The sequence below is a fragment of the uncultured Phyllobacterium sp. genome (genome assembly GCF_902479695.1).
In the GTDB taxonomy this organism is placed as follows: domain Bacteria; phylum Pseudomonadota; class Alphaproteobacteria; order Rhizobiales; family Rhizobiaceae; genus Phyllobacterium; species Phyllobacterium calauticae.
The window spans coordinates 45,696-63,945 of sequence record NZ_CABSQF010000023.1 but is presented as its reverse complement, the minus strand read 5'-3'; the positions used below and the strand labels follow the sequence as shown (position 1 = coordinate 63,945).

Annotated in this window: 17 protein-coding genes; 6 read left to right on the top strand and 11 right to left on the bottom strand. The window is 62.2% G+C overall.

Annotated elements, in window-relative coordinates; translation table 11 throughout:
* Positions 1-218: 218 nt before the first annotated feature.
* Both RDL77_RS15120 and RDL77_RS15115 read right to left on the bottom strand, forming a co-directional pair.
* Positions 219-1,046, bottom strand: coding sequence for a lytic transglycosylase domain-containing protein (locus RDL77_RS15120; protein ID WP_288193604.1), 828 nt, complete (start codon positions 1,044-1,046; stop codon positions 219-221).
* Positions 1,047-1,170: 124 nt separating this feature from the next.
* On the bottom strand, positions 1,171-2,082 hold the full coding sequence (locus tag RDL77_RS15115) for a lipid kinase (protein ID WP_288193594.1): 912 nt from the start codon (positions 2,080-2,082) through the stop codon (positions 1,171-1,173).
* A gap of 148 nt (positions 2,083-2,230) precedes the next feature.
* Between RDL77_RS15115 and RDL77_RS15110 the strand changes: the two genes are divergently transcribed.
* The gene (locus tag RDL77_RS15110; RefSeq protein ID WP_288193592.1) at positions 2,231-2,929 is read left to right on the top strand and encodes an HAD family hydrolase; all 699 of its coding nucleotides are present in this window, start codon (positions 2,231-2,233) and stop codon (positions 2,927-2,929) included.
* Here RDL77_RS15110 and RDL77_RS15105 read toward each other — a convergent pair whose 3' ends face one another.
* On the bottom strand, positions 2,930-4,447 hold the full coding sequence (locus RDL77_RS15105) for an ATP-binding protein (protein ID WP_288193591.1): 1,518 nt from the start codon (positions 4,445-4,447) through the stop codon (positions 2,930-2,932).
* A gap of 72 nt (positions 4,448-4,519) precedes the next feature.
* Positions 4,520-5,584 (bottom strand): NAD(P)-dependent oxidoreductase, encoded by a 1,065-nt coding sequence (locus tag RDL77_RS15100; RefSeq protein ID WP_288193589.1) that lies wholly within the window; start codon positions 5,582-5,584, stop codon positions 4,520-4,522.
* 107 nt (positions 5,585-5,691) lie between these two features.
* Here RDL77_RS15100 and RDL77_RS15095 point away from each other — a divergent pair, with 107 nt between their 5' ends.
* A complete protein-coding gene (locus RDL77_RS15095) occupies positions 5,692-6,282 on the top strand; it encodes a TetR/AcrR family transcriptional regulator (protein ID WP_288193588.1) in 591 nt (196 codons plus the stop codon).
* 159 nt (positions 6,283-6,441) lie between these two features.
* On the opposite strand, the gene RDL77_RS15090 is transcribed toward RDL77_RS15095, so the two are convergent.
* A complete protein-coding gene (locus tag RDL77_RS15090; protein WP_288193587.1) occupies positions 6,442-7,332 on the bottom strand; it encodes an alpha/beta fold hydrolase in 891 nt (296 codons plus the stop codon).
* Between the two features lie 121 nt (positions 7,333-7,453).
* Here RDL77_RS15090 and RDL77_RS15085 point away from each other — a divergent pair, with 121 nt between their 5' ends.
* The gene (locus RDL77_RS15085; RefSeq protein ID WP_288193586.1) at positions 7,454-8,011 is read left to right on the top strand and encodes a CGNR zinc finger domain-containing protein; all 558 of its coding nucleotides are present in this window, start codon (positions 7,454-7,456) and stop codon (positions 8,009-8,011) included.
* Positions 8,012-8,044: 33 nt separating this feature from the next.
* On the opposite strand, the gene RDL77_RS15080 is transcribed toward RDL77_RS15085, so the two are convergent.
* Entirely contained in the window at positions 8,045-9,349 is a 1,305-nt protein-coding gene (locus tag RDL77_RS15080; RefSeq protein ID WP_288193585.1) for an MFS transporter, read from the bottom strand.
* Between the two features lie 109 nt (positions 9,350-9,458).
* On the opposite strand from RDL77_RS15080, the gene RDL77_RS15075 reads away from it, so the two are divergent.
* On the top strand, positions 9,459-10,037 hold the full coding sequence (locus RDL77_RS15075) for a TetR/AcrR family transcriptional regulator (protein ID WP_288193584.1): 579 nt from the start codon (positions 9,459-9,461) through the stop codon (positions 10,035-10,037).
* A gap of 59 nt (positions 10,038-10,096) precedes the next feature.
* On the opposite strand, the gene uvrB is transcribed toward RDL77_RS15075, so the two are convergent.
* From uvrB to RDL77_RS15055, 4 genes are all read right to left on the bottom strand, one after another.
* On the bottom strand, positions 10,097-12,856 hold the full coding sequence (uvrB, locus tag RDL77_RS15070) for an excinuclease ABC subunit UvrB (protein WP_288193583.1): 2,760 nt from the start codon (positions 12,854-12,856) through the stop codon (positions 10,097-10,099).
* Positions 12,857-12,980: 124 nt separating this feature from the next.
* The gene (locus RDL77_RS15065; protein WP_223612606.1) at positions 12,981-13,238 is read right to left on the bottom strand and encodes a SemiSWEET family sugar transporter; all 258 of its coding nucleotides are present in this window, start codon (positions 13,236-13,238) and stop codon (positions 12,981-12,983) included.
* A 138-nt stretch (positions 13,239-13,376) separates the two neighbouring features.
* Positions 13,377-14,546: an alpha/beta hydrolase gene (locus RDL77_RS15060; RefSeq protein ID WP_288193581.1), complete on the bottom strand. Its 1,170-nt coding sequence runs from the start codon at positions 14,544-14,546 to the stop codon at positions 13,377-13,379.
* Positions 14,547-14,686: 140 nt separating this feature from the next.
* Positions 14,687-15,883, bottom strand: a complete 1,197-nt coding sequence (locus RDL77_RS15055) for a mandelate racemase/muconate lactonizing enzyme family protein (RefSeq protein WP_223612608.1) — start codon at positions 15,881-15,883, stop codon at positions 14,687-14,689.
* 226 nt (positions 15,884-16,109) lie between these two features.
* Between RDL77_RS15055 and RDL77_RS15050 the strand changes: the two genes are divergently transcribed.
* A complete protein-coding gene (locus RDL77_RS15050) occupies positions 16,110-16,454 on the top strand; it encodes an acyl-CoA thioesterase (protein ID WP_288193603.1) in 345 nt (114 codons plus the stop codon).
* Here the strand turns inward: RDL77_RS15050 and RDL77_RS15045 are convergent.
* The gene (locus tag RDL77_RS15045) at positions 16,451-16,867 is read right to left on the bottom strand and encodes a VOC family protein (protein ID WP_288193580.1); all 417 of its coding nucleotides are present in this window, start codon (positions 16,865-16,867) and stop codon (positions 16,451-16,453) included. The two genes, RDL77_RS15050 and RDL77_RS15045, sit on opposite strands and share 4 nt — an antisense overlap.
* A gap of 198 nt (positions 16,868-17,065) precedes the next feature.
* On the opposite strand from RDL77_RS15045, the gene RDL77_RS15040 reads away from it, so the two are divergent.
* A complete protein-coding gene (locus RDL77_RS15040) occupies positions 17,066-18,250 on the top strand; it encodes a low temperature requirement protein A (protein ID WP_288193578.1) in 1,185 nt (394 codons plus the stop codon).

Below are 18,250 nucleotides of genomic sequence, written 5' to 3'. Positions count from 1 at the left end.
ACGCTTTGAGACTGCTAGAATAAGTGTTTTTTGGCAAGCAAAAGTTTTTCCATCGTTTAGGCGACTATATCGAACAGCTGTGCAGCCGACATACTTCGCCGCGCAAAATCGTTGCCTGCAACCCATGTATTAACCGCGCAGGCCGCCGCAATTCGAGGTTGTGCGTGGTAGTGATCCCGCATAAAACTGTCCAAATGGTCAAATATTGGCGTCTGGCCCTAACGATTGCGCAGAACAATACATGCCCCGCCCGCGCCATGCAGCTTGGCGCAGATGGCATTGGCCTCGCCGCGCGTATCGGCGCCGATGCGCACGGCATAGATGCCGCGCCGGCCCATCGGCGTGCGATAGCGGCTGATGACCGGCTCGTGCTGGTTCAGGATGGCCGGAAAGGCGCGGCGCAGCCGTTCCATCTGGTTCACGGCGGCCGAGCGGCGGAAGTTTCCGGCAATCTGGATGCCCCAGGGTTTCGGCTTGATCTGCGCCATGGAGATCGTCGCCGAGCGGACAACCGGCAATTGGCGGCAGGCGGCATCGAAGCCCAGTTTGACATTGAGCGGCGCGGCGCCGATCTCTGCTCCCGCCGCAAAGTCATCCGCCGGACGCCCCGTGATATCAAGCACATAGTCCTCGGTTTCGAGTGGCAGGAAACCGCCGCTCGACAGCCATTTCGACACGCGTGTCGGTCCGGCATTGTAGGCGGCCGCTGCCAGTCCCCAATTGCCGAAGGTGGCGCGCAGGTCCTTGAGCAGCGCCGCCGATGCCGGAAGCGCCTGGGCGAAATCGAAGGGATTGGCCAGTTGCCGCTCCCGGGCGGTGCCCGGCATGAACTGGGCGATGCCTTGCGCGCCGACCGGGCTTTCCGCCTGATCGTCGAAGCGGCTTTCCTTCCAGATCAGGCGGGCAAAGAAGTCGCGCGGCACACCGTGGCCGTCGGCCTGGGTGGCGATGGCGGCGCATATCTGGCTGACGGTCGGGGCGGGCGGCTGCGGCGGTGCCGGTATGGACGGGTTATCGGCCGCAAGCACAATCGATGCGGTCAGCATGGCGAGAGATGCCCCCAGAGCGATCTTACAAAGCGCGTTCACCCAGCCCCCATTCGTCACGCAGTCCACTGATGAGCATAAAGCACAGAGAAATTGCAGAGGAAAGTCTGGAGAGGCTGTGGATTTAGACAGAAGCTGTTCCGGCCGGTATTGCCGGAGCAAAGACCCGGATTGCCTTCTCCCGTATGCGGAAATGCGCGGGGGTCCAGGTGGTAAGGTCGCCGTCGGTGTTCACGGGGCGCGGTTTGCTTGTTTTGATGGTGACTTGCGTCGTCTGGAAGGCCCGCACATCGTCCCAGCGGCCGTGGGTGCCTTTGCGCAGGCTGGGCAGGAGACCCAGCAACCGCCACCAGTGATCCACCTCCAGGCTGTAGAAATCCAGCCGCCCGTCGTCGGCGGTCGCGGTTTCCTCTACGGTCATGCCACCGCCATAGTGGCGGCCATTGCCGACGGAAACCTGCATCGTCCGGATTGTTTCGACCGAGCCGTCATGCTCGACATAGGCGGTGAACAGCCGGGAGCGGGCGAGGAGGCGGGCGGCAACAATGGCATAGCCGAGCTTGCCCCAGCGCTTCTTGGCCTTTTCCGTCAATTCCGCGGCCAGTTCGGCACTGAAGCCGATGCTGGCAACATTGAAGAACAGGTTGCCGTTGACTTCGCCGAGATCAATGGGGCGCGGTTCGGTGGAAAGGATCAGTTCCGCCGCCTTGAGCGGGACGGGTGGCAGGCCGATCGTCCGGGCGAAGTCATTGGCCGTGCCCAATGGCAGGACACCCAGTGGCAGGCCGGTCTCGACAAGACCGGCAGCGGCGGCATTCAGCGTGCCATCACCGCCGCCGATGATCACCAGATCGCATGCATCCTGCATGCGCCTGATGAGGTCGGAGATGGATTCGTCCTTATCCGGTGACGCATCGACCAGCGTCAGCCCGCCGGTTTCCAATGCCTTGCGGATGGGATCGATCGGCTTCCGGCCGCTGCGCGCATTGGGATTGATGATAAACAGGGCGCGTCGTGGCGGTTTGGCTTGGGTCAACAGGCTGGTGCTCCGGTTTGCAGTCCGCCGCAGGTGGGGTTTGGTTTGTGGCGAAACAAGGCAATGTCATGCCCGGCTGGTGGATTTTGCCGGTGGCAAGCGCTACACAGCTGGGATCACCATTTCGGCAACGCATGAGAGTTCGAGAATGTCCTCCCTCACCACCATCGGTTTTGACGCAGACGATACGCTCTGGGAAAACGAACAGTTCTTCCGGCTGTCGGAAAAGCATTTCGAGACGCTGCTTGCTCCCCACACGGATGTGCCTGACCTGTCGGACCGGCTTCTGGAGGTGGAGCGGCGCAATCTCGATCTCTATGGCTTCGGCATCAAGGGTTTCACCCTGTCGCTGGTCGAGACGGCGCTGGAGGTGACGGATGGCAAGATACCGTCATCGGTTCTCGGCGAAATCCTGGCGGCGGGGCGGGACATGCTGCGTCATCCCATCGAAACCCTGCCGCATGTGCAGGATACGCTGGAACAGCTGGCCGGGCGCTACCGGCTGGTCCTGATCACCAAGGGTGATCTCTTCGATCAGGAGCGCAAGCTGGCGCAATCGGGCCTTGGCGATTTTTTCGATGCGGTTGAGATCGTCAGCAGCAAGGACCGGGCCACCTATGAGCGGATTTTCAGCCGCCATGGCGATGGCCCGGAGCACAGCATGATGATCGGCAATTCGCTGAAATCGGATGTGGTTCCGGCCATTCAGGCCGGCGGCTGGGGCATCTATGTCCCGCATGCGCTCACCTGGGTGCTCGAACATGTAGATGCGCCGGTGGCGGAGCCACGCTTCCGCCAGATCGACCATCTCGGCGATCTCGCACCGCTGCTCGCCGACATCGGATGACTATTCGGCGGCGTGCTGTTCCTGCGCGCCGTCATCGGGACCGTTGGGATCGCCCGCCATTGTCTCGCAGCCGAGATCGGGGAAGGCGACGACGCGGTTTCCGGCAAAATCGGTGCGGACCACCACCAGTCCCTGTTCCTCGAAATAGGTCAGGAGCCGCCGGGCGCGCCGGGTGGAATGGGTGCCATAGGCGCGGGCAAGCGTTGCATCGGACGGGCAGGGATTGCCGGTGACCGCCGCCTGCGCGACAATGAAGAACACACCCTGCACATCATCGGGCAGGCTCTTGGACAGTTCCAGCGCCTGCTGCCACGGCTCGCTCTGTGCGGTTTCGCCGTCGATACCGGCGCGGGCGACGGCCAGCTTGCGGCGGAAGGCAGGCAGCGACAGCGCATCGCCGGGGACGCGGCGGATGCGGCAGCGCACCAGAAAATCCTGATAGAGCAGCGCATCGGTGCGGAAACCGGCATCCGGGTCGCCCAGCATTTCCTGCATGACCGCATCGATCAGCGCGCTGCGTTCGGCTTCGTCGATTTCCGGGAACAGCGTCAGGGCGGGTGCTTCCGCTTCGGCCATTGCCTTGGCTTGGGTCAACTGCGCCAAGATGTCGGCCGTTGGGGTGGGTGGCGGCGGCGTGGGTGCGCGCCGCACGACCGGGCGCCGCTCTTCAGGCGCCGGCGTGAAGATCAGTTCATGCGCGTCGTCGGCCTGCTGCGGCAGCGGCGTCAGCTTCGGGCTGGACGAGCGGGCGGAGGTTTCGACCGGGCCTATGGTGACCGGCAGCGGGCGGCGCGACAGCGCGGGCCCCAGGGCGACAAAGTGACCCCGCGCCAGATCGCGGAACTGTTCGGCCTGCCGCCGCTCCATGCCGAGCAGGTCGGACGCGCGGGCCATGTCGATATCGAGGAAGGTGCGGCCCATCAGGAAGTTGGAGGCTTCGGCGGCAACGTTCTTGGCCAGCTTGGCCAGCCGCTGCGTGGCGATAACCCCGGCAAGTCCGCGCTTGCGGCCGCGGCACATCAGGTTGGTCATGGCCCCGAGCGACAGCTTGCGCGCCTCGTCGGAGACTTCACCGGCAACCGCCGGGGCAAACAGCTGCGCCTCGTCAACCACGACAAGCATGGGATACCAGTAGTCGCGCTCCGCATCGAACAGGCCACCGAGAAAGGCCGCGGCGCAGCGCATCTGCTGTTCGACGTCGAGGCCTTCGAGATCGAGCACCACGGACACCCGGTGCTGGCGGATACGCGCGGCAATGCGGGTCAGTTCATTCTCGGTGCGGGCGCCGTCGACGACCACGTGGCCGTATTTGTCGGCAAGCGTGACAAAGTCGCCTTCCGGATCGATGACGCATTGCTGCACCCACTGGGCGCTCTGTTCGAGCAGGCGGCGCAGCAGATGGGATTTGCCCGAACCGGAATTGCCCTGCACCAGCAGGCGCGTGGCCAGAAGCTCTTCCAGGTCGAGCATGGCTTTTGCGCCTGCGGGCGCCGCTCCCATGTCGATGTCGACCTTCATTGCTTCTCCAGACCGGTGGTGATTCCGCGCACGGTCAAACGCGCGCGGACCTCCTTAGCATTCCTTTTCCGCTCATGCGCGAGCGATATGCCGCTTCTCCCCGGAAACCCACAGATGGTTTTCCGCATCGGTGCGGCGGAACACCGCGCCGAACTCCTGCATCCGCGCCACCACATAATCCGGCTCTATCAGCCCGTCGGGGAAATACAGCCCCGGCGCCACCTTTTCCCCGCCGGAAAGGCCAAGCAGGCGCTCGACTGACAGTGCCACGTTGAGGGCAGTCAGAGGTGCCTGGCCCCGCGGATGGACGATATCGAGGCGGGCTGTTGTCTGCTCGCCGGTGTTCAATTCGCCACTGATTTCAATGACGATCTCGGTGGAAAAGGGCTCGCCCCGGCGCCGGCTGGCCGATTCGCCATACGCCATGTCGAAGCGGATGGAGTGTGCGCCGGTGGCAACGCCGAGGCTCAGGACGTCGAAGGGGGAATAGGCGCTGGCTTCGATCTGCTTTCCATCAATATCCGTGAAACTGCGGGTGGCTTCCGCGCCCGTCACCCAGCGCCATTTGCCGTTCTTGAGCGCCAGCGGATTGGGGGCGGACTGTGTCAGCCGTTCGAAATCGGCAAAGGCGGCCGGCCCGCCCATGTCCTGCTCGTCCAGCACCACCGCAATGGTAATTTCGTCTATCCGGCGGAAGTCTCGGGCGGCCTGAAGCACGGGGAAGGTGGCCGACCCTGCCAGCCATGTACTGGCCATGAGAATCGCCGAACTGTTGGGTTTATGGATGTAGTGCGCCATCTCGGGGCCGACTTCGAACACCCCGCTCGAGACGCTGAGATAGGGCAGTCCGTGCGCCTGCGCATATTTCAGGCTGTTGAGCGTCTCGTCTTTCACGAACAGCACGACGGCGCTGAAGGCCTTGTCGGCGGGCTGGCCGAGATCGGCCCGGTCAAGATCAATGGAAACCGCTTCGGCACTGCCGAGAGTGTCGGCGACGGATTTTGCTTTGGTCAGATCGCGTCCGCCAATGGCGATGGGCAGATCCGGGTGGAGCTTGCGCAGGGTTTGTGCCGCTTGCGAACCGACGATGCCGGATCCGCCGATGATGAGGACAGGGGCTGCAATGGTCGTGGACATGGGAATTCCCTTCATGTTACTATAGGTAAGTTACTTTTAGTAATATGTGGGCGTGCGATTGCAAGTCAAGGGGCGGGATTGCTATTCTGGTGAAAAAGGGAATCCGCATGAGCAAGACCGCAGCCGCCAAGAAAATGCCGAAGGCCCAGCGGCGGGAGCAGCTCATGGAAACGGCGCTGGGGATCGTTCGCACACAGGGAACCGATGCGCTGACCCTCGGCTATCTGGCGGAGCGCGCGGGGGTGAGCAAGCCAATTGCCTATGAGCATTTCGGCACGCGCTCCGGCCTGCTGATCGCGCTGTATCAGCAATTGGACCAGCAGCAGGTCGATGATTTGCTGGCGGCGCTGGAACAGGCACCGAAGCAGCTGGCGAGCGTCGCCCGGCTGATGAGCGAGGCCTATATGGCCTGCTACCGCTCCATAGGCCCGGAATGGCACGCCATCTCCGCTGCGCTCAAGGGCGATGAGGAGATGGAAACATTTCAGAAAGCGCTGATCGACGGCTATGTCGATCTCTACCGCACCGCGCTGGCACCCTATTCGGCGCTTTCTGCCGGTGTTCTGCGCTTGCGCTGCGTCGGTATCATCGGTGCAGCCGAGGCCATTTCCCGGGAAATGACCTGCGGCTGCGTCGATGAGGCCACCGCATCCGCCGCCCTGGGATCGCTGATCCTGCAATGGGTGGCCAACTACTGATACCGGATGTGCATCGAGGTGGTGCGTGGTTCGACAAGCTCACCATGAGGGATGATGAGGATTGCAGGGAGGTATAGTCTGCAGCGATTATGATTTGCCTTGCACCAAACCACCTCCCTCATGGTGAGCTTGTCGAACCACGCACCACTTTTTCTGCGATCAGGCGCTCACCGTCCGCCCAAGAAACTCCCGCATCAGCGCAGCGACTTCTTCGGCATGGTCTTCCAGAAGAAAATGCCCGCCATCGAAAATATGCAGCTCAGCATTGGGCAGTTGTCCGGCATAGGCCCTGGCCCCGGCAAGCGCGAAGAACGGATCATGCTTGCCCCAGGTGATCAGCATGGGCGGCTGATGTTCGCGGAAATAGGCGTGGAAATGCGGGTACTGCTTGAGATTTGACTGGTAATCATGGAGCAGGTCGAGCTGGGCCTCGGCAATGCCGGGACGGTCAAGGCCGTTCTGCGCGTGGGTCCAGGCATCGGGGCTGATGCGGGCCGGATCTTTCGCGCCGAACAGGTATTGGCCCCTTGTGTCCTCGATCGAGAGGTGGCGGCGCATGGCGGCCTCCGTCTCCGCATTGCGGTCGGCCCACAGGCGGCGCGCGGCGGCAAAGCCGTCCGACAGGCCTTCTTCATGCGCCACGGCGTTCTGCACGACAATCGCCGTCACCCGTTCGGGATGGCGGGAGGCGAGGCGGAAACCGACGGGGCCGCCGAAATCCTGCGCGTAAAGGGTGTAGCGCTTGAGGCCAAGCTTGCGGGTGAATGCGTCGATGATGTCGGCGAGATGGTCGAACGTATAGCGGAACGCCGTGTGGGACGGGGCGTCGCTGTAGCCCGAGCCGGGATAATCCGGCGCGACAACGTGGTAGCGGTCGGCCAGCAACGGAATGAGGTCGCGGAACATATGCGACGAGGTGGGAAAGCCGTGCAGCAGGAGCAGCGTCGGCGCGTCCTTCGGCCCTGCTTCGCGGTAGAAAATCTTGAGACCGTCGATCTCTTCGGTCTGGTAGCTGATCACCGGGCGTGCGTGTTCGTTCGATTGTGACATCGTTCCTGCTCCTGTTGGATGGATGGTTGCACCGTCTAAATTATATTTTGATGGTTACTCAAATGGAGTAACTTGTCAAATTGAATTTTGATGGTTACTTCTAGGAGCGAAAGGACATGCGATGCCATTCATTTTTCTGGGCAATGCCCTCTGGCTGGATTTCGTCAACACGCAGATCATCGATGGCGCGCTCATCGATCTCATCGGCAATGACGGTGCGTTTCTGCAGTGGGCGAAGACGGCCGATCTTCAGGCTGACGAGGATGATGCGGCCACGTTCGACGCGGCCCTGACCGAGGCGCAGGCGTTCCGTGCGCACTTGCGCGCGGCGGCGGACAGTCTCGCGGCCGGGACGGCGCTCAATCCTGTCTTTGTCGCCGATATCAACCGGCGCATGGCGGAGCATCCCGTCGCGACAGTTCTGCAGAATGCAGGGAGCGGGTGGGCGACCAGTGCAAAGCCTGTCACCAGCGGGCCGCAAAGCGTCTTGGCTGCAATCGCCACTGACTTTGCCCGGTTTGTTTCCACCGAAGCGACGAATGTCCGCCACTGCAGCAATGAGCGCTGCTGCATCATGTTCTACGACACCAGCAAGAATCACACGCGCCGCTGGTGCAGCATGGAAACGTGCGGCAACCGGGCCAAAGCCGCCGGTCGCCGCGCGCGTGTTGTTCAATAGTCTCTACTGCTCGAGGCGCAGAAGCCTTGCGGCTTAATGCGCGATGGCGGGTTCGCCGACGCGGTCGTCCTTGCTGCTCTTGCGGATGGTCAGCGCCAGCAGCGCGGCGATCAGGCACAGGATACCGGCGGTGAAGAAGGCGGGGAGGTAGCTAGCATATTCCGTACGGGCAAAACCGCCGCCATAGGCCGCCGATGCGGCGCCGAGCTGATGACCGGCAAAGACCCAGCCGAACACCATGCCGGCCTTCTCCCGGCCGAAACGGTCCGTTGCCAGCTTGACCGTCGGCGGCACGGTGGCGATCCAGTCGAGACCGTAGAACATGGCGAACAGCGACAGGCCATAGATCGAAAAATTGCTGTAGGGCAGGAACAGCAGCGAGGCGCCGCGCAGGCCATAGTACCAGAACAGCAGCCAGCGGTTGTCGACCCGGTCGGACAACCAGCCGGAGCCGATCGTGCCGAAGAAATCGAAGAAACCCATCATGGCCAGCACGCTGGCGGCGGTGACTGCCGCAAGCCCGTAATCACCGCAGAGCGCGACGAAGTGGGTCTGGATGAGGCCGTTGGTGCTGGCGCCGCAGATGTAGAAGGTAGCAAACAGCACCCAGAACGTGCTGGTGCGCGATATTTCCTTGAGGGTGGCCAGCGGCAGGATGATGAGCGACAGCAGGCCGCCGGTAATCGGTGCGGTCTTGGCCACGTCCTTCTCGCCATAGGCGGGCAGGCCGACATCGGACGGGCGGTCCCGCATCAGCAGGAAGACGGCGGCCGCTGCGACGGCGAGCAGGGCGCAGACCATCATGGTCGCCGCGCGCCAGCCGTAGTTTTCACTGATGGAGGCCATGAGTGGCATGAAAGCCAGCTGCCCGGTGGCCGAACTTGCCGTGAGCATGCCCAGCACCAGCCCGCGCCGGTCGGTGAACCAGCGGGTGGCAACTGTCGCACCGAGCACCATGGCGGTCAGGCCGGTGCCGAAGCCGATCACCACGCCCCACAGCAGGATGAGCTGCCAGATCTGCGTCATGCCGAGGGACAGGAAGGAGCCGCCGGCGATCAGCGCAAGCGCCACGCACACGACCTTCCGCACGCCGAAATAGTTCATGAACGCCGCGGCGAACGGGCCCATCAGCCCGAACAGCAGCAGCCGGATGGAAAAGGCGGTGGCAATCTGTTCCGTCGTCCAGCCGAATTCCTTTTCCAGCGGCACGATGAGCACGCCGGGGGCGCCGACGGCCGCTGCCGTCACAAGCATGGTGAGGAAGGTGACGGATACGACGACCCAGCCATAGTGGATATTGCGCCGGGCAAGCGCGGCAGCGAGAGGCGATGAAATCATGTTCGTGTTCCCTGGAGGGTAATCGGCTTTTAGATGACGATCATCATATTGACTATTGATGACGGTCATCATATAAATTGTCAATGCAGTTTTTTTGAAGGGATGTTTCATGCGCGTCAGCAGGGACCAGGCAGCACAGAACCGCGCCCGCATCATCGAGATCGCCGGACAGCAGTTCCGCGAAAAGGGTTTTGACGGCATCGGCGTCGCCGATGTGATGAAAAGCGCGGGGCTCACCCATGGCGGTTTCTATGGTCATTTCAATTCGAAGGATGACCTGATCGCCGAGGCCTGCGCGGCGGCCATGGCTTTGTCGGTCCGGCGGTGGACCAGCCTGTCCGAGGCCTCGCCCGATGATGCGCTCGGCGCGATCACCCAATCCTATCTGGCGGGTGACGCCCATGGTGAAGGGCAGATGAGCGGCTGCATGATGGCAGCATTGGCGCCGGATATCGCGCGGCGTGGCGGTCCTGTCCGTTCGCGTTTCACCGAGGGCACCAAGGCACTTCTCGATATTCTCGTCAACGCCGTGACCGGCCGCAGCAAAGCCCGGCAGCGCGAAAAGGCCATCGCCATCATGGCGGGGCTGGTGGGCACCGTGGTGCTGGCGCGCGCCGTGGATGATCCTGATTTTGCCCGGGAGATCAAGCGGGTCGGCGCGGCTGTGTTCGGGAGGGACGCGGAGTAGGGATGGGATTTACACCCTCCCTCTGTCCTGCCGGACAGAGGGAGGGTGAGTATTCTGATCTACCGCCCCGGACGTCCCGTCTTGCCCGGGCGGCGCTTCTTGCGCGCATCGTTTGCGTCCTCATAGGAGCCGATGCCGCTGCGCTCGCGGCGAATGATGGTATCGTCGTTCCGGTTCGTACCGCCGGGACCGGCCGGTTTTTCCGGCACGGCGCCGCGCACGGGCTTTTCGGTCCGGCCGACAGTCATCTCATCCAGCGTGTTCTTGCGGAACAGCGGCGAGTTCGGATCGCTGTTCTCGTCGGTGACCACGCGGTGCATGGCGCGGCCGGCATTGTGCCGGCCCTTGGTGCGGCCGCTGACCGGGCTTTCCAGTTCCACTTCGCGCGCCATCGGGTCGTCCGATATGGCCAGCTCCGTCTCGCGCAGCCGTTTGATCTCGTCGCGCAGCCGTGCCGCCACTTCGAAGTCGAGATCGTCGGCGGCATCGCGCATCTGCTTTTCCAGATGTTCGAGGTGCGATTTGAGGTTGTTGCCCATCATCGCGCCAGACTCGGCAAAGCCGGAAATATCCGCCCGGACGTGGTCGCGCTCGTACACGCTGTTGAGGATATCGCCGATATTCTTCTTGATGCTGGCGGGCGTGATCCCGTTGGCCGGGTTGTAGGCTTCCTGCTTTTCGCGGCGGCGGCTGGTTTCCGCCATGGCCCGTTCCATCGAACCCGTCACGTGGTCGGCATAGAGGATGACCTTGCCGTCGACGTTGCGGGCGGCGCGGCCGATGGTCTGGATCAGCGATGTTTCCGAGCGCAGGAACCCTTCCTTGTCCGCATCGAGAATGGCGACGAACCCGCATTCGGGAATGTCCAGGCCCTCGCGCAGCAGGTTGATGCCGACGAGCACATCGAAGGCGCCGAGCCGCAGGTCACGCAGGATTTCGATGCGCTCGAGCGTATCGATGTCCGAGTGCATGTAGCGCACGCGGATACTCTGCTCGTGCAGATATTCCGTCAGGTCTTCGGCCATGCGCTTGGTCAGGACGGTGACCAGCGTGCGGTAGCCCTTTGCCGATGTCTCGCGGATTTCACCGAGAACGTCGTCGACCTGTGATTTGGCCGGACGCACCTCGACCGGCGGATCGATCAGGCCGGTCGGCCGGATGACCTGCTCGGCGAACACGCCGCCGGCTTCTTCCATTTCCCAATTGCTCGGGGTCGCCGAAACCGCAACGGTTTGCGGGCGCATGGCGTCCCATTCCTCGAAACGCAGCGGACGGTTGTCCATGCACGAGGGCAGGCGGAAGCCGTACTCGGCCAGCGTTGCCTTGCGCCTGAAGTCGCCCTTGTACATCGCGCCGATCTGCGGAACGGTCACATGGCTTTCGTCGATGAAAACCAGCGCATTGTCGGGGATATATTCGAACAGCGTGGGTGGCGGCTCGCCCGGCTTGCGGCCGGTGAGATAACGCGAATAGTTCTCGATGCCGGCGCAGGAACCGGTGGCTTCGAGCATTTCCAGGTCGAAGGTGCAGCGCTGCTCCAGCCGTTGCGCTTCGAGCAGGCGTCCCGCCTGGTTGAGTTCCACCAGCCGGTGCTTCAGCTCTTCCTTGATCGACTTGATCGCCTGGTTCAGTGTCGGGCGCGGCGTCACATAGTGCGAGTTGGCATAAATCTTCACCTGGCTGAGATCGCCGGTCTTCTGCCCCGTCAGCGGGTCGAATTCCGTGATCGTCTCGATCTCGTCACCGAACATGGAAATGCGCCAGGCCCGGTCCTCAAGGTGGGCCGGGAACAGTTCGATCGTGTCGCCGCGCACCCGGAACGAACCGCGGGTGAAATCCATCTCGCGCCGCTTGTACTGCTGCGCCACCAGATCGGCGAGCAGCGCCCGCTGGTCGAGCCGGTCGCCGATCTTCATCTCGAAGGTCATGGCCGTATAGGTCTCGACCGATCCGATACCGTAGATGCAGGAGACGGAGGCGACGATGATCACGTCATCGCGTTCCAACAGCGAACGGGTGGCCGAGTGGCGCATCCGGTCGATCTGCTCGTTGATCGACGATTCCTTCTCGATGAACGTATCCGAGCGCGGCACATAGGCTTCCGGCTGGTAGTAATCGTAATAGGAAACGAAATACTCGACCGCATTGTTGGGGAAGAAGGATTTGAACTCCCCGTAAAGCTGCGCCGCCAGCGTCTTGTTGGGCGCGAGGATCAGGGCCGGGCGCTGGGTCTCCTCGATGACCTTGGCCATGGTGAAGGTCTTGCCCGAACCGGTGACACCCAAAAGCACCTGCGTCTTGTCATCGTCGGCAATGCCGGAGACGAGATCGCGGATGGCCGTCGGCTGGTCGCCGGAGGGCTGGAAATCCGTTTCCATGCGGATGGCGATGCCGCCTTCGGATTTCGAAGGGCGGGCAGGGCGGTGCGGCTGCCAGGCCGTGCCGTTCTTGAACAGCGGATTGCCGCTTTCGATCAGGGCGGAGAGCGCGGCAACGGTGGCAGTAGCGCCGCCTGCGGGGAGGTTGGCGGTGTCTTCCAGCGCGATATCCAGGCCGGCGACCGGGTTCAGTCCGGCCGCGGCACGCGTCTTCGGATCGCTCGATCCGCCGATGGAGGTGCCGCGCGAGGTCCTGGAACTGCTGGTTGGCTTGGCCGCTGTCTTCTTCGGCTTCGTCACCTTGGGCTGCGGCTTGGCCGTTTCCTCGGAAATCTGCTTGGCCCAATCGCTGATCGAGCCGGAGAGCGGTGTGCCTTCCAGTTCCGATTGCGGCGCTTCGCCGAAACCATCCGCGTTATATTTGTCAGGAGATTTAACCATGGGTTGAATATGGTGGGAGTCCGGCAAAATGGAAAGAGCCAAGTCCGCAAAAGTCGCCGGAAGCGGCAGGCTCCTGACATAAGGTTGTCAGGAGGATTGTCAGGGTCCGTCCTGTTCCGGGGTATCAGCCGTAGCGCAGCTTGAGGCCGAGAATGGTCAGGATCAGCAGCAGCGTGGTGGCGTTTGCCGCGATGACCGGCCAGGAACTGATCATGATACCGTAGAACAGCCAGAGCAACACGCCAAGTGCCAGCGAAGCATTGCTGATGAGCGAAATGCTGCCGGTTTCCCGGTGCCGAACGATCTTGATGATCTGCGGAACCCAGCACAGGGTGGTGATCAAGGCAGCAAGACTGCCAACGAGCTCGATATGGAGAGGCACGGACCGATCTTTCAGAAAAGAGAGAATTGATATATGAGCGAATTCTTCAAAAAAATACAGCGGAATCATGACTTAACCAACAATCCGCGATAAAAATTTATGTCGCGGATTGTTGGTTTCGTGTCTCCCGCCGGCGGCCTACTGAACGGCGCCGAGAAGCCGGGCGGGTAGATAGATCACAAGCGACGCTGCGCCTGTTATGACGGAGGTGCCATCGGCGAGAACGGACTGCCCGGCGGGTGTTTCGTCACCGGACAGCACTTTCTGCGACAATTGCCCGCTGCGCACCATGTTCATCAGCGTCGGCGAGCTTGCGAATACCCCATGCGACCCGCCGTCGAGGTCGGACGCATCGAGGACGACGATGCCGAGTTTCTGCAGCACGGCGATGCTGGAGCCGTCGCCGACGCGCGGGTGGCCGCCGGTAATCCGTCCTGATACGCTCAGGGCACTGTCGGCGCGGGAAACCAGCACCGTAAAGGGTTTTGGCAGTTCGCCGATATCCCGGACCTGTCCCTGGAACACGTCGATATCGATGTCCGGCGCCGCCAGCATGACGCCCGACAGGCGGCGGAACACGTCGCGATGGCCGGTCTGCGCCAGTTGGCTCAGGGCTTCCATGACCACGAACGAGCCCATGGAATGGCCGACCAGCAGGATTTTCGTCGCCTTCGTCGCCGCGGCCAGTTGCAGAAGTTCGGCAAGACCGTCGCGGCCATAGGTGGCGCTGTCGCGGTCATAGACGTAAAGGCCGAGTGAACCCGCCGAGGGCCAGGAATAATGGACGGAAACGGCGGGGAGGCCGTAATCATAGGCGAACTGCGCCTGCCGGAAGACGCTGTCGGCAAAATTGTTGTTGTAGCCGTGGACGAAAACAAACAGCTCGCGCTGGTTGGCGGGACGTTTGGCCAGTTCCGCGTTGATCTTCTCGACGAAGACCTGCTTGCTGTCATAGGGCTGGAACGCCGTTGCGGCAAAATCCCGGGCCGGATTGGGTTTGCTGCTGCTCTTTTCCACTTCGCCGCGCTTGTGGTTCGGCGGGATGCCGACATCGACGCGGGCAAAATTGAGGGTTGGCGACCGCTTGGCCGAATAGGGCAGGGAGAGATTGTCCGACCGCTCGCGGCTGGTCGCGACGAAGATCGGAATGACGGCCTTGGGTCCGGTCTTGTCGTTCAGCACCGGCGCGGGCACCGCCGCATTGGCCTTGATGACATGTTGGGATGTGAGACCCAGCACAGCACGACCACCGCACCCTGTCAGCACAAGCATCACGAGCAGAAAGGCCGACAAGCGGGATACGGTCATGAACACACTCCGGACAGCACTCCGGAAGTTAGAACCAGTATTTCGGCCGCACTGCAACTTAAAAGCACCGCCCGGCCGGCGGCAGGCACGCCGAACCGCCGCCGGCGTGACAATTTTTCAACAACCGGGTGCTGCTGCGGTCAGACGATCAGCGGGTCGCGGCCCATGTTCAGATGCAGTTCGTGGCCGTCATAGGCATGGGCTTCGGCCACCGCTTCATCGAGTTCGACGCCGAGGCCCGGCGCCGTCGGCGGGATGACATAGCCGTTTTCCCATTGAAGCGGCGTCTTGAGCAGCTTGGCATGGAACCCGCCAAAGGCCTGGATGCATTCGAGAATGAGGAAATTCGGGCTGCAGGTGGAAAGCTGGATATTGGCCGCGCCGACGATCGGTCCGCAATAGAGATGCGGGGCGATCTGCGCATGAAACGTTTCAGCCATGCCGGCGATCTTCTTGGCCTCCAGGATGCCGCCGACACGCCCCAGATCCATCTGCAGGATATTGGCGGCACGGTTCACCAGCACCCGCTGAAACTCATATTTCGTGGTGAGGCGTTCGCCCGTCGCCACGGGGATCGTGGTGTGCTGCTGCACATAGGCCATGTTCTCCGGCATATCTGGCGGGACCGGCTCTTCGAACCACAAGGGATCGTAGGGCTCGAGCCGTCTGGCCAGCCGCACGGCGCTGGTCGGTGTCATCTGGCCATGGGTGCCGAACAGGATATCCGCCTTGGAGCCGACAGCCTCGCGCACCAGCCGGACAAATTTTTCGCCGAGATCGAGTTCTTCGAGCGAAAGCTGGCGCGGGTCGAAGGAGGTGTAGGGCGCGACCGGATCGAATTTCACGGCGGTGTAGCCCTGCGCCACATATTCCGCGGCGCGCTCCGCCGAGGCTTCGGCATTCCAGTAGATCGCCGAGGTCTCGCCCAGTTCGGGTTTGGGATAGAGATAGGTATAGCTGCGCAGCCGCTCGTGCACCCGCCCGCCCAGCAATTCGTAGACGGGCTTGTCGGCTTCCTTGCCGATGATATCCCAGCAGGCCATCTCCAGCGCCGATACGGCACCCATGATGGTCACGTCAGGACGCTGGGTGAAGCCGCCGGAATAGGCGCGGCGGAAAAACCGCTCGATATGGTGCGGGTCCTGGCCGATGAGCCAGCGCTCGGCGACGTCCTCGATCACGGTGCGCATGACCTGCGGGCTGACCGTCGAATTGTAGGCCTCGCCATAACCGACGACACCGGAATCGGTGGTGAGCTTGACGAAGATGAACCACGTGCCTCCAAACGATGGCGGCGGGTTGCCCACGACGAAGGTTTTTACATCGGTGATTTTCATGGCCTGCTCCGGTGGTTCACTGTCCGCCCGACCCTAAGGGAGAGGGCGCGCATGTCAAAAACCGTGCAACGACCCCGCATGTCGGCTTTCTGACAGTTCTTGCACAGAAGGTCTTTCCATTGCCTCTATTGCACTGCATCATAAGCCCATATGCACATGCCTATGGAGACCGGACGTGAGTGAAGAAACCAAGCCGATCGGCGAACTGACCCTGCGCACGCTTGCCATGCCTGCGGATGCCAATGCCGCCGGCGATATTTTTGGCGGCTGGGTCATGGCACAGATGGACTTGTCCTGCGGTATCCGCGCGGCGGAACGGGCACGCGGCCGGGTGGTGACGGCGGCGGTGAAGGAAATGGCCTTCGCCAAGCCGGTCAAGATCGGCGATACGCTGTGCGTCTACACGCATATCGAGCATGTCGGGCGCACCTCCATCACGCTGAAGGTGGAAGCATGGGCACAACGCTACCTCTCCGACCTGATGGAGCGGGTGACCCATGCGGATTTCGTCATGGTGGCACTCGACACATCAGGCAAGCCGACACCGGTGCCGCCGGAAACGAAAGGCTAACCGCCAATCATATATTTGTCCCAGAAACCGGCCTGCGGTTCGATCTGCTCGACAATGTCGATCCACAGGCCCGACGGATCGTGAAAACCGAAACGGCGCTGGCCGAAAGGCTCGTCGGTCAACGGATATTCCACCTGCAATCCGCTTGCGGTGACCTTTTCAAAAGCCGCCGCCGCGTCATCCACCTGCAGCTCGAAACACATGCCCCTGCCACCAAAGCTTTCCGGGCCGGGCGGCGCCGACGGATGGTCCGGCGTCATGAAGGCGATGGAGGCCGTATGGTCTTCGCCCGCGAGCCAGCAGAACCATGTGCTGTCAAAACCGCTGGTGAAGCCGAGATGCCGTATCCAGAAATCGCGGCAAGCCTCTTTTTTCTCGGTGACGATGATCGGATAGCGGTCCGTGAAGCGCATGGTAAGCCTTTCCCAAGGGTGGTGATTTGCGGCATTAGAGGCAGTCGGCATGGCGATGACAAGGGCGTTTTGTCAGTAGTCTTCACACGCCCGCTTGCGGGATACATGCACCATCCTGTGGTTAAAATCGCAAAAGGCTTGGATTGGCGGCATTAATCAGGCAGCGTTTTTTCAGGGTCTGATGTTGGAGGGCGATGCATGGCACTGTCTGGGGCAATCCGGAATTACGCGCGTATACGGGGCGGGAGCGACAGCGCGAAAGTCGATTTCGTCGAATTGTTCTTCGATCTCGTCTTCGTCTTTGCCATCACCCAGATTTCGCACTTCCTGCTGCATGACCTCAGCCTCAAGGGGCTTGGCGAAAGCGCGCTGCTGCTCGCGGCGGTCTGGTGGGTGTGGGTCTACACGGCGTGGGTGACCAACTGGCTCGATCCGACGACGCCGCCGGTCCGGGTGATGCTGTTCGTGCTGATGCTGGCGGGGCTGGTGCTGTCAACGTCCATACCCACGGCCTTCGCCGGCCGCGGGCTGGTTTTTGCCCTGGCTTTCGTCACCATGCAGCTGGGCCGCTCGCTCTTCGTCATGTGGGCGATGCGCCACCACAACCGCTCCAACTACCTGAACTTCGTGCGCATCTCGATCTGGCTTGGCGTCTCCGCCGTGTTCTGGATCAGCGGCGGGCTGGCCGATCCGGAAAACCGGGTGTTTTTCTGGCTGGCTGCGCTGCTGATCGAGCTGGCGGGTCCGGCGCTGGGCTTCCGCACCCCTGGCCTTGGCGCATCGACGACGGCGGACTGGGACGTGGACGGCGACCACATGGCCGAGCGCGCCGCGCTGTTCATCATCATTGCGCTCGGCGAATCCATCCTTGTATCCGGCGCGACATTCGCCGAGCAGGAATGGACCTTCATTGCGTTCTCGGCCTTCCTGACGACCTTCGTGGCTTCGGTGGCCATGTGGCTGATCTATTTCAATGTCGGGCAGCTGCGCGCGCACCACAAGATCGCGTCGACCGATGATCCCGGCCGCATCGCCCGCGTCGCCTATACCTATATCCATGTGCTGCTGGTGGCCGGCATCATCGTGGTGGCCGTTTCCGATGAACTGGTGCTGGCGCATCCGCTCGGCCATTCCGCGCCCTCGGTGCTCTGGACCTCGATCGGCGGAACGGCGCTCTATCTCATCGGCAACCTGCTGTTCAAGGGCTATGTGGAGGGCAGGCCACCGCTTTCGCATATGGCGGGACTGGTCCTGTGGGCCGGTCTGGCCTTTTCGGGCGGGGCGCTCTCGCCGCTCGTGCTCGGTGCTGCAACCAGCTTGATCCTGATCGTGGTGACGATCTGGGAATATGTCGGCCGGATCAAGGAACCCGGCCACCAATAG

What these genes read in the sequence shown, in the direction of transcription:
- RDL77_RS15120 (WP_288193604.1), bottom strand. Translation starts at nt 1,046, where the DNA reads ATGCTGACCGCATCGATTGTGCTTGCGGCCGATAACCCGTCCATACCG.
- RDL77_RS15110 (WP_288193592.1), top strand. Translation starts at nt 2,231, where the DNA reads ATGTCCTCCCTCACCACCATCGGTTTTGACGCAGACGATACGCTCTGG.
- RDL77_RS15105 (WP_288193591.1), bottom strand. Translation starts at nt 4,447, where the DNA reads ATGAAGGTCGACATCGACATGGGAGCGGCGCCCGCAGGCGCAAAAGCC.
- RDL77_RS15100 (WP_288193589.1), bottom strand. Translation starts at nt 5,584, where the DNA reads ATGTCCACGACCATTGCAGCCCCTGTCCTCATCATCGGCGGATCCGGC.
- RDL77_RS15095 (WP_288193588.1), top strand. Translation starts at nt 5,692, where the DNA reads ATGAGCAAGACCGCAGCCGCCAAGAAAATGCCGAAGGCCCAGCGGCGG.
- RDL77_RS15090 (WP_288193587.1), bottom strand. Translation starts at nt 7,332, where the DNA reads ATGTCACAATCGAACGAACACGCACGCCCGGTGATCAGCTACCAGACC.
- RDL77_RS15085 (WP_288193586.1), top strand. Translation starts at nt 7,454, where the DNA reads ATGCCATTCATTTTTCTGGGCAATGCCCTCTGGCTGGATTTCGTCAAC.
- RDL77_RS15080 (WP_288193585.1), bottom strand. Translation starts at nt 9,349, where the DNA reads ATGATTTCATCGCCTCTCGCTGCCGCGCTTGCCCGGCGCAATATCCAC.
- RDL77_RS15075 (WP_288193584.1), top strand. Translation starts at nt 9,459, where the DNA reads ATGCGCGTCAGCAGGGACCAGGCAGCACAGAACCGCGCCCGCATCATC.
- uvrB (WP_288193583.1), bottom strand. Translation starts at nt 12,856, where the DNA reads ATGGTTAAATCTCCTGACAAATATAACGCGGATGGTTTCGGCGAAGCG.
- RDL77_RS15060 (WP_288193581.1), bottom strand. Translation starts at nt 14,546, where the DNA reads ATGACCGTATCCCGCTTGTCGGCCTTTCTGCTCGTGATGCTTGTGCTG.
- RDL77_RS15055 (WP_223612608.1), bottom strand. Translation starts at nt 15,883, where the DNA reads ATGAAAATCACCGATGTAAAAACCTTCGTCGTGGGCAACCCGCCGCCA.
- RDL77_RS15050 (WP_288193603.1), top strand. Translation starts at nt 16,110, where the DNA reads ATGCCTGCGGATGCCAATGCCGCCGGCGATATTTTTGGCGGCTGGGTC.
- RDL77_RS15045 (WP_288193580.1), bottom strand. Translation starts at nt 16,867, where the DNA reads ATGCGCTTCACGGACCGCTATCCGATCATCGTCACCGAGAAAAAAGAG.
- RDL77_RS15040 (WP_288193578.1), top strand. Translation starts at nt 17,066, where the DNA reads ATGGCACTGTCTGGGGCAATCCGGAATTACGCGCGTATACGGGGCGGG.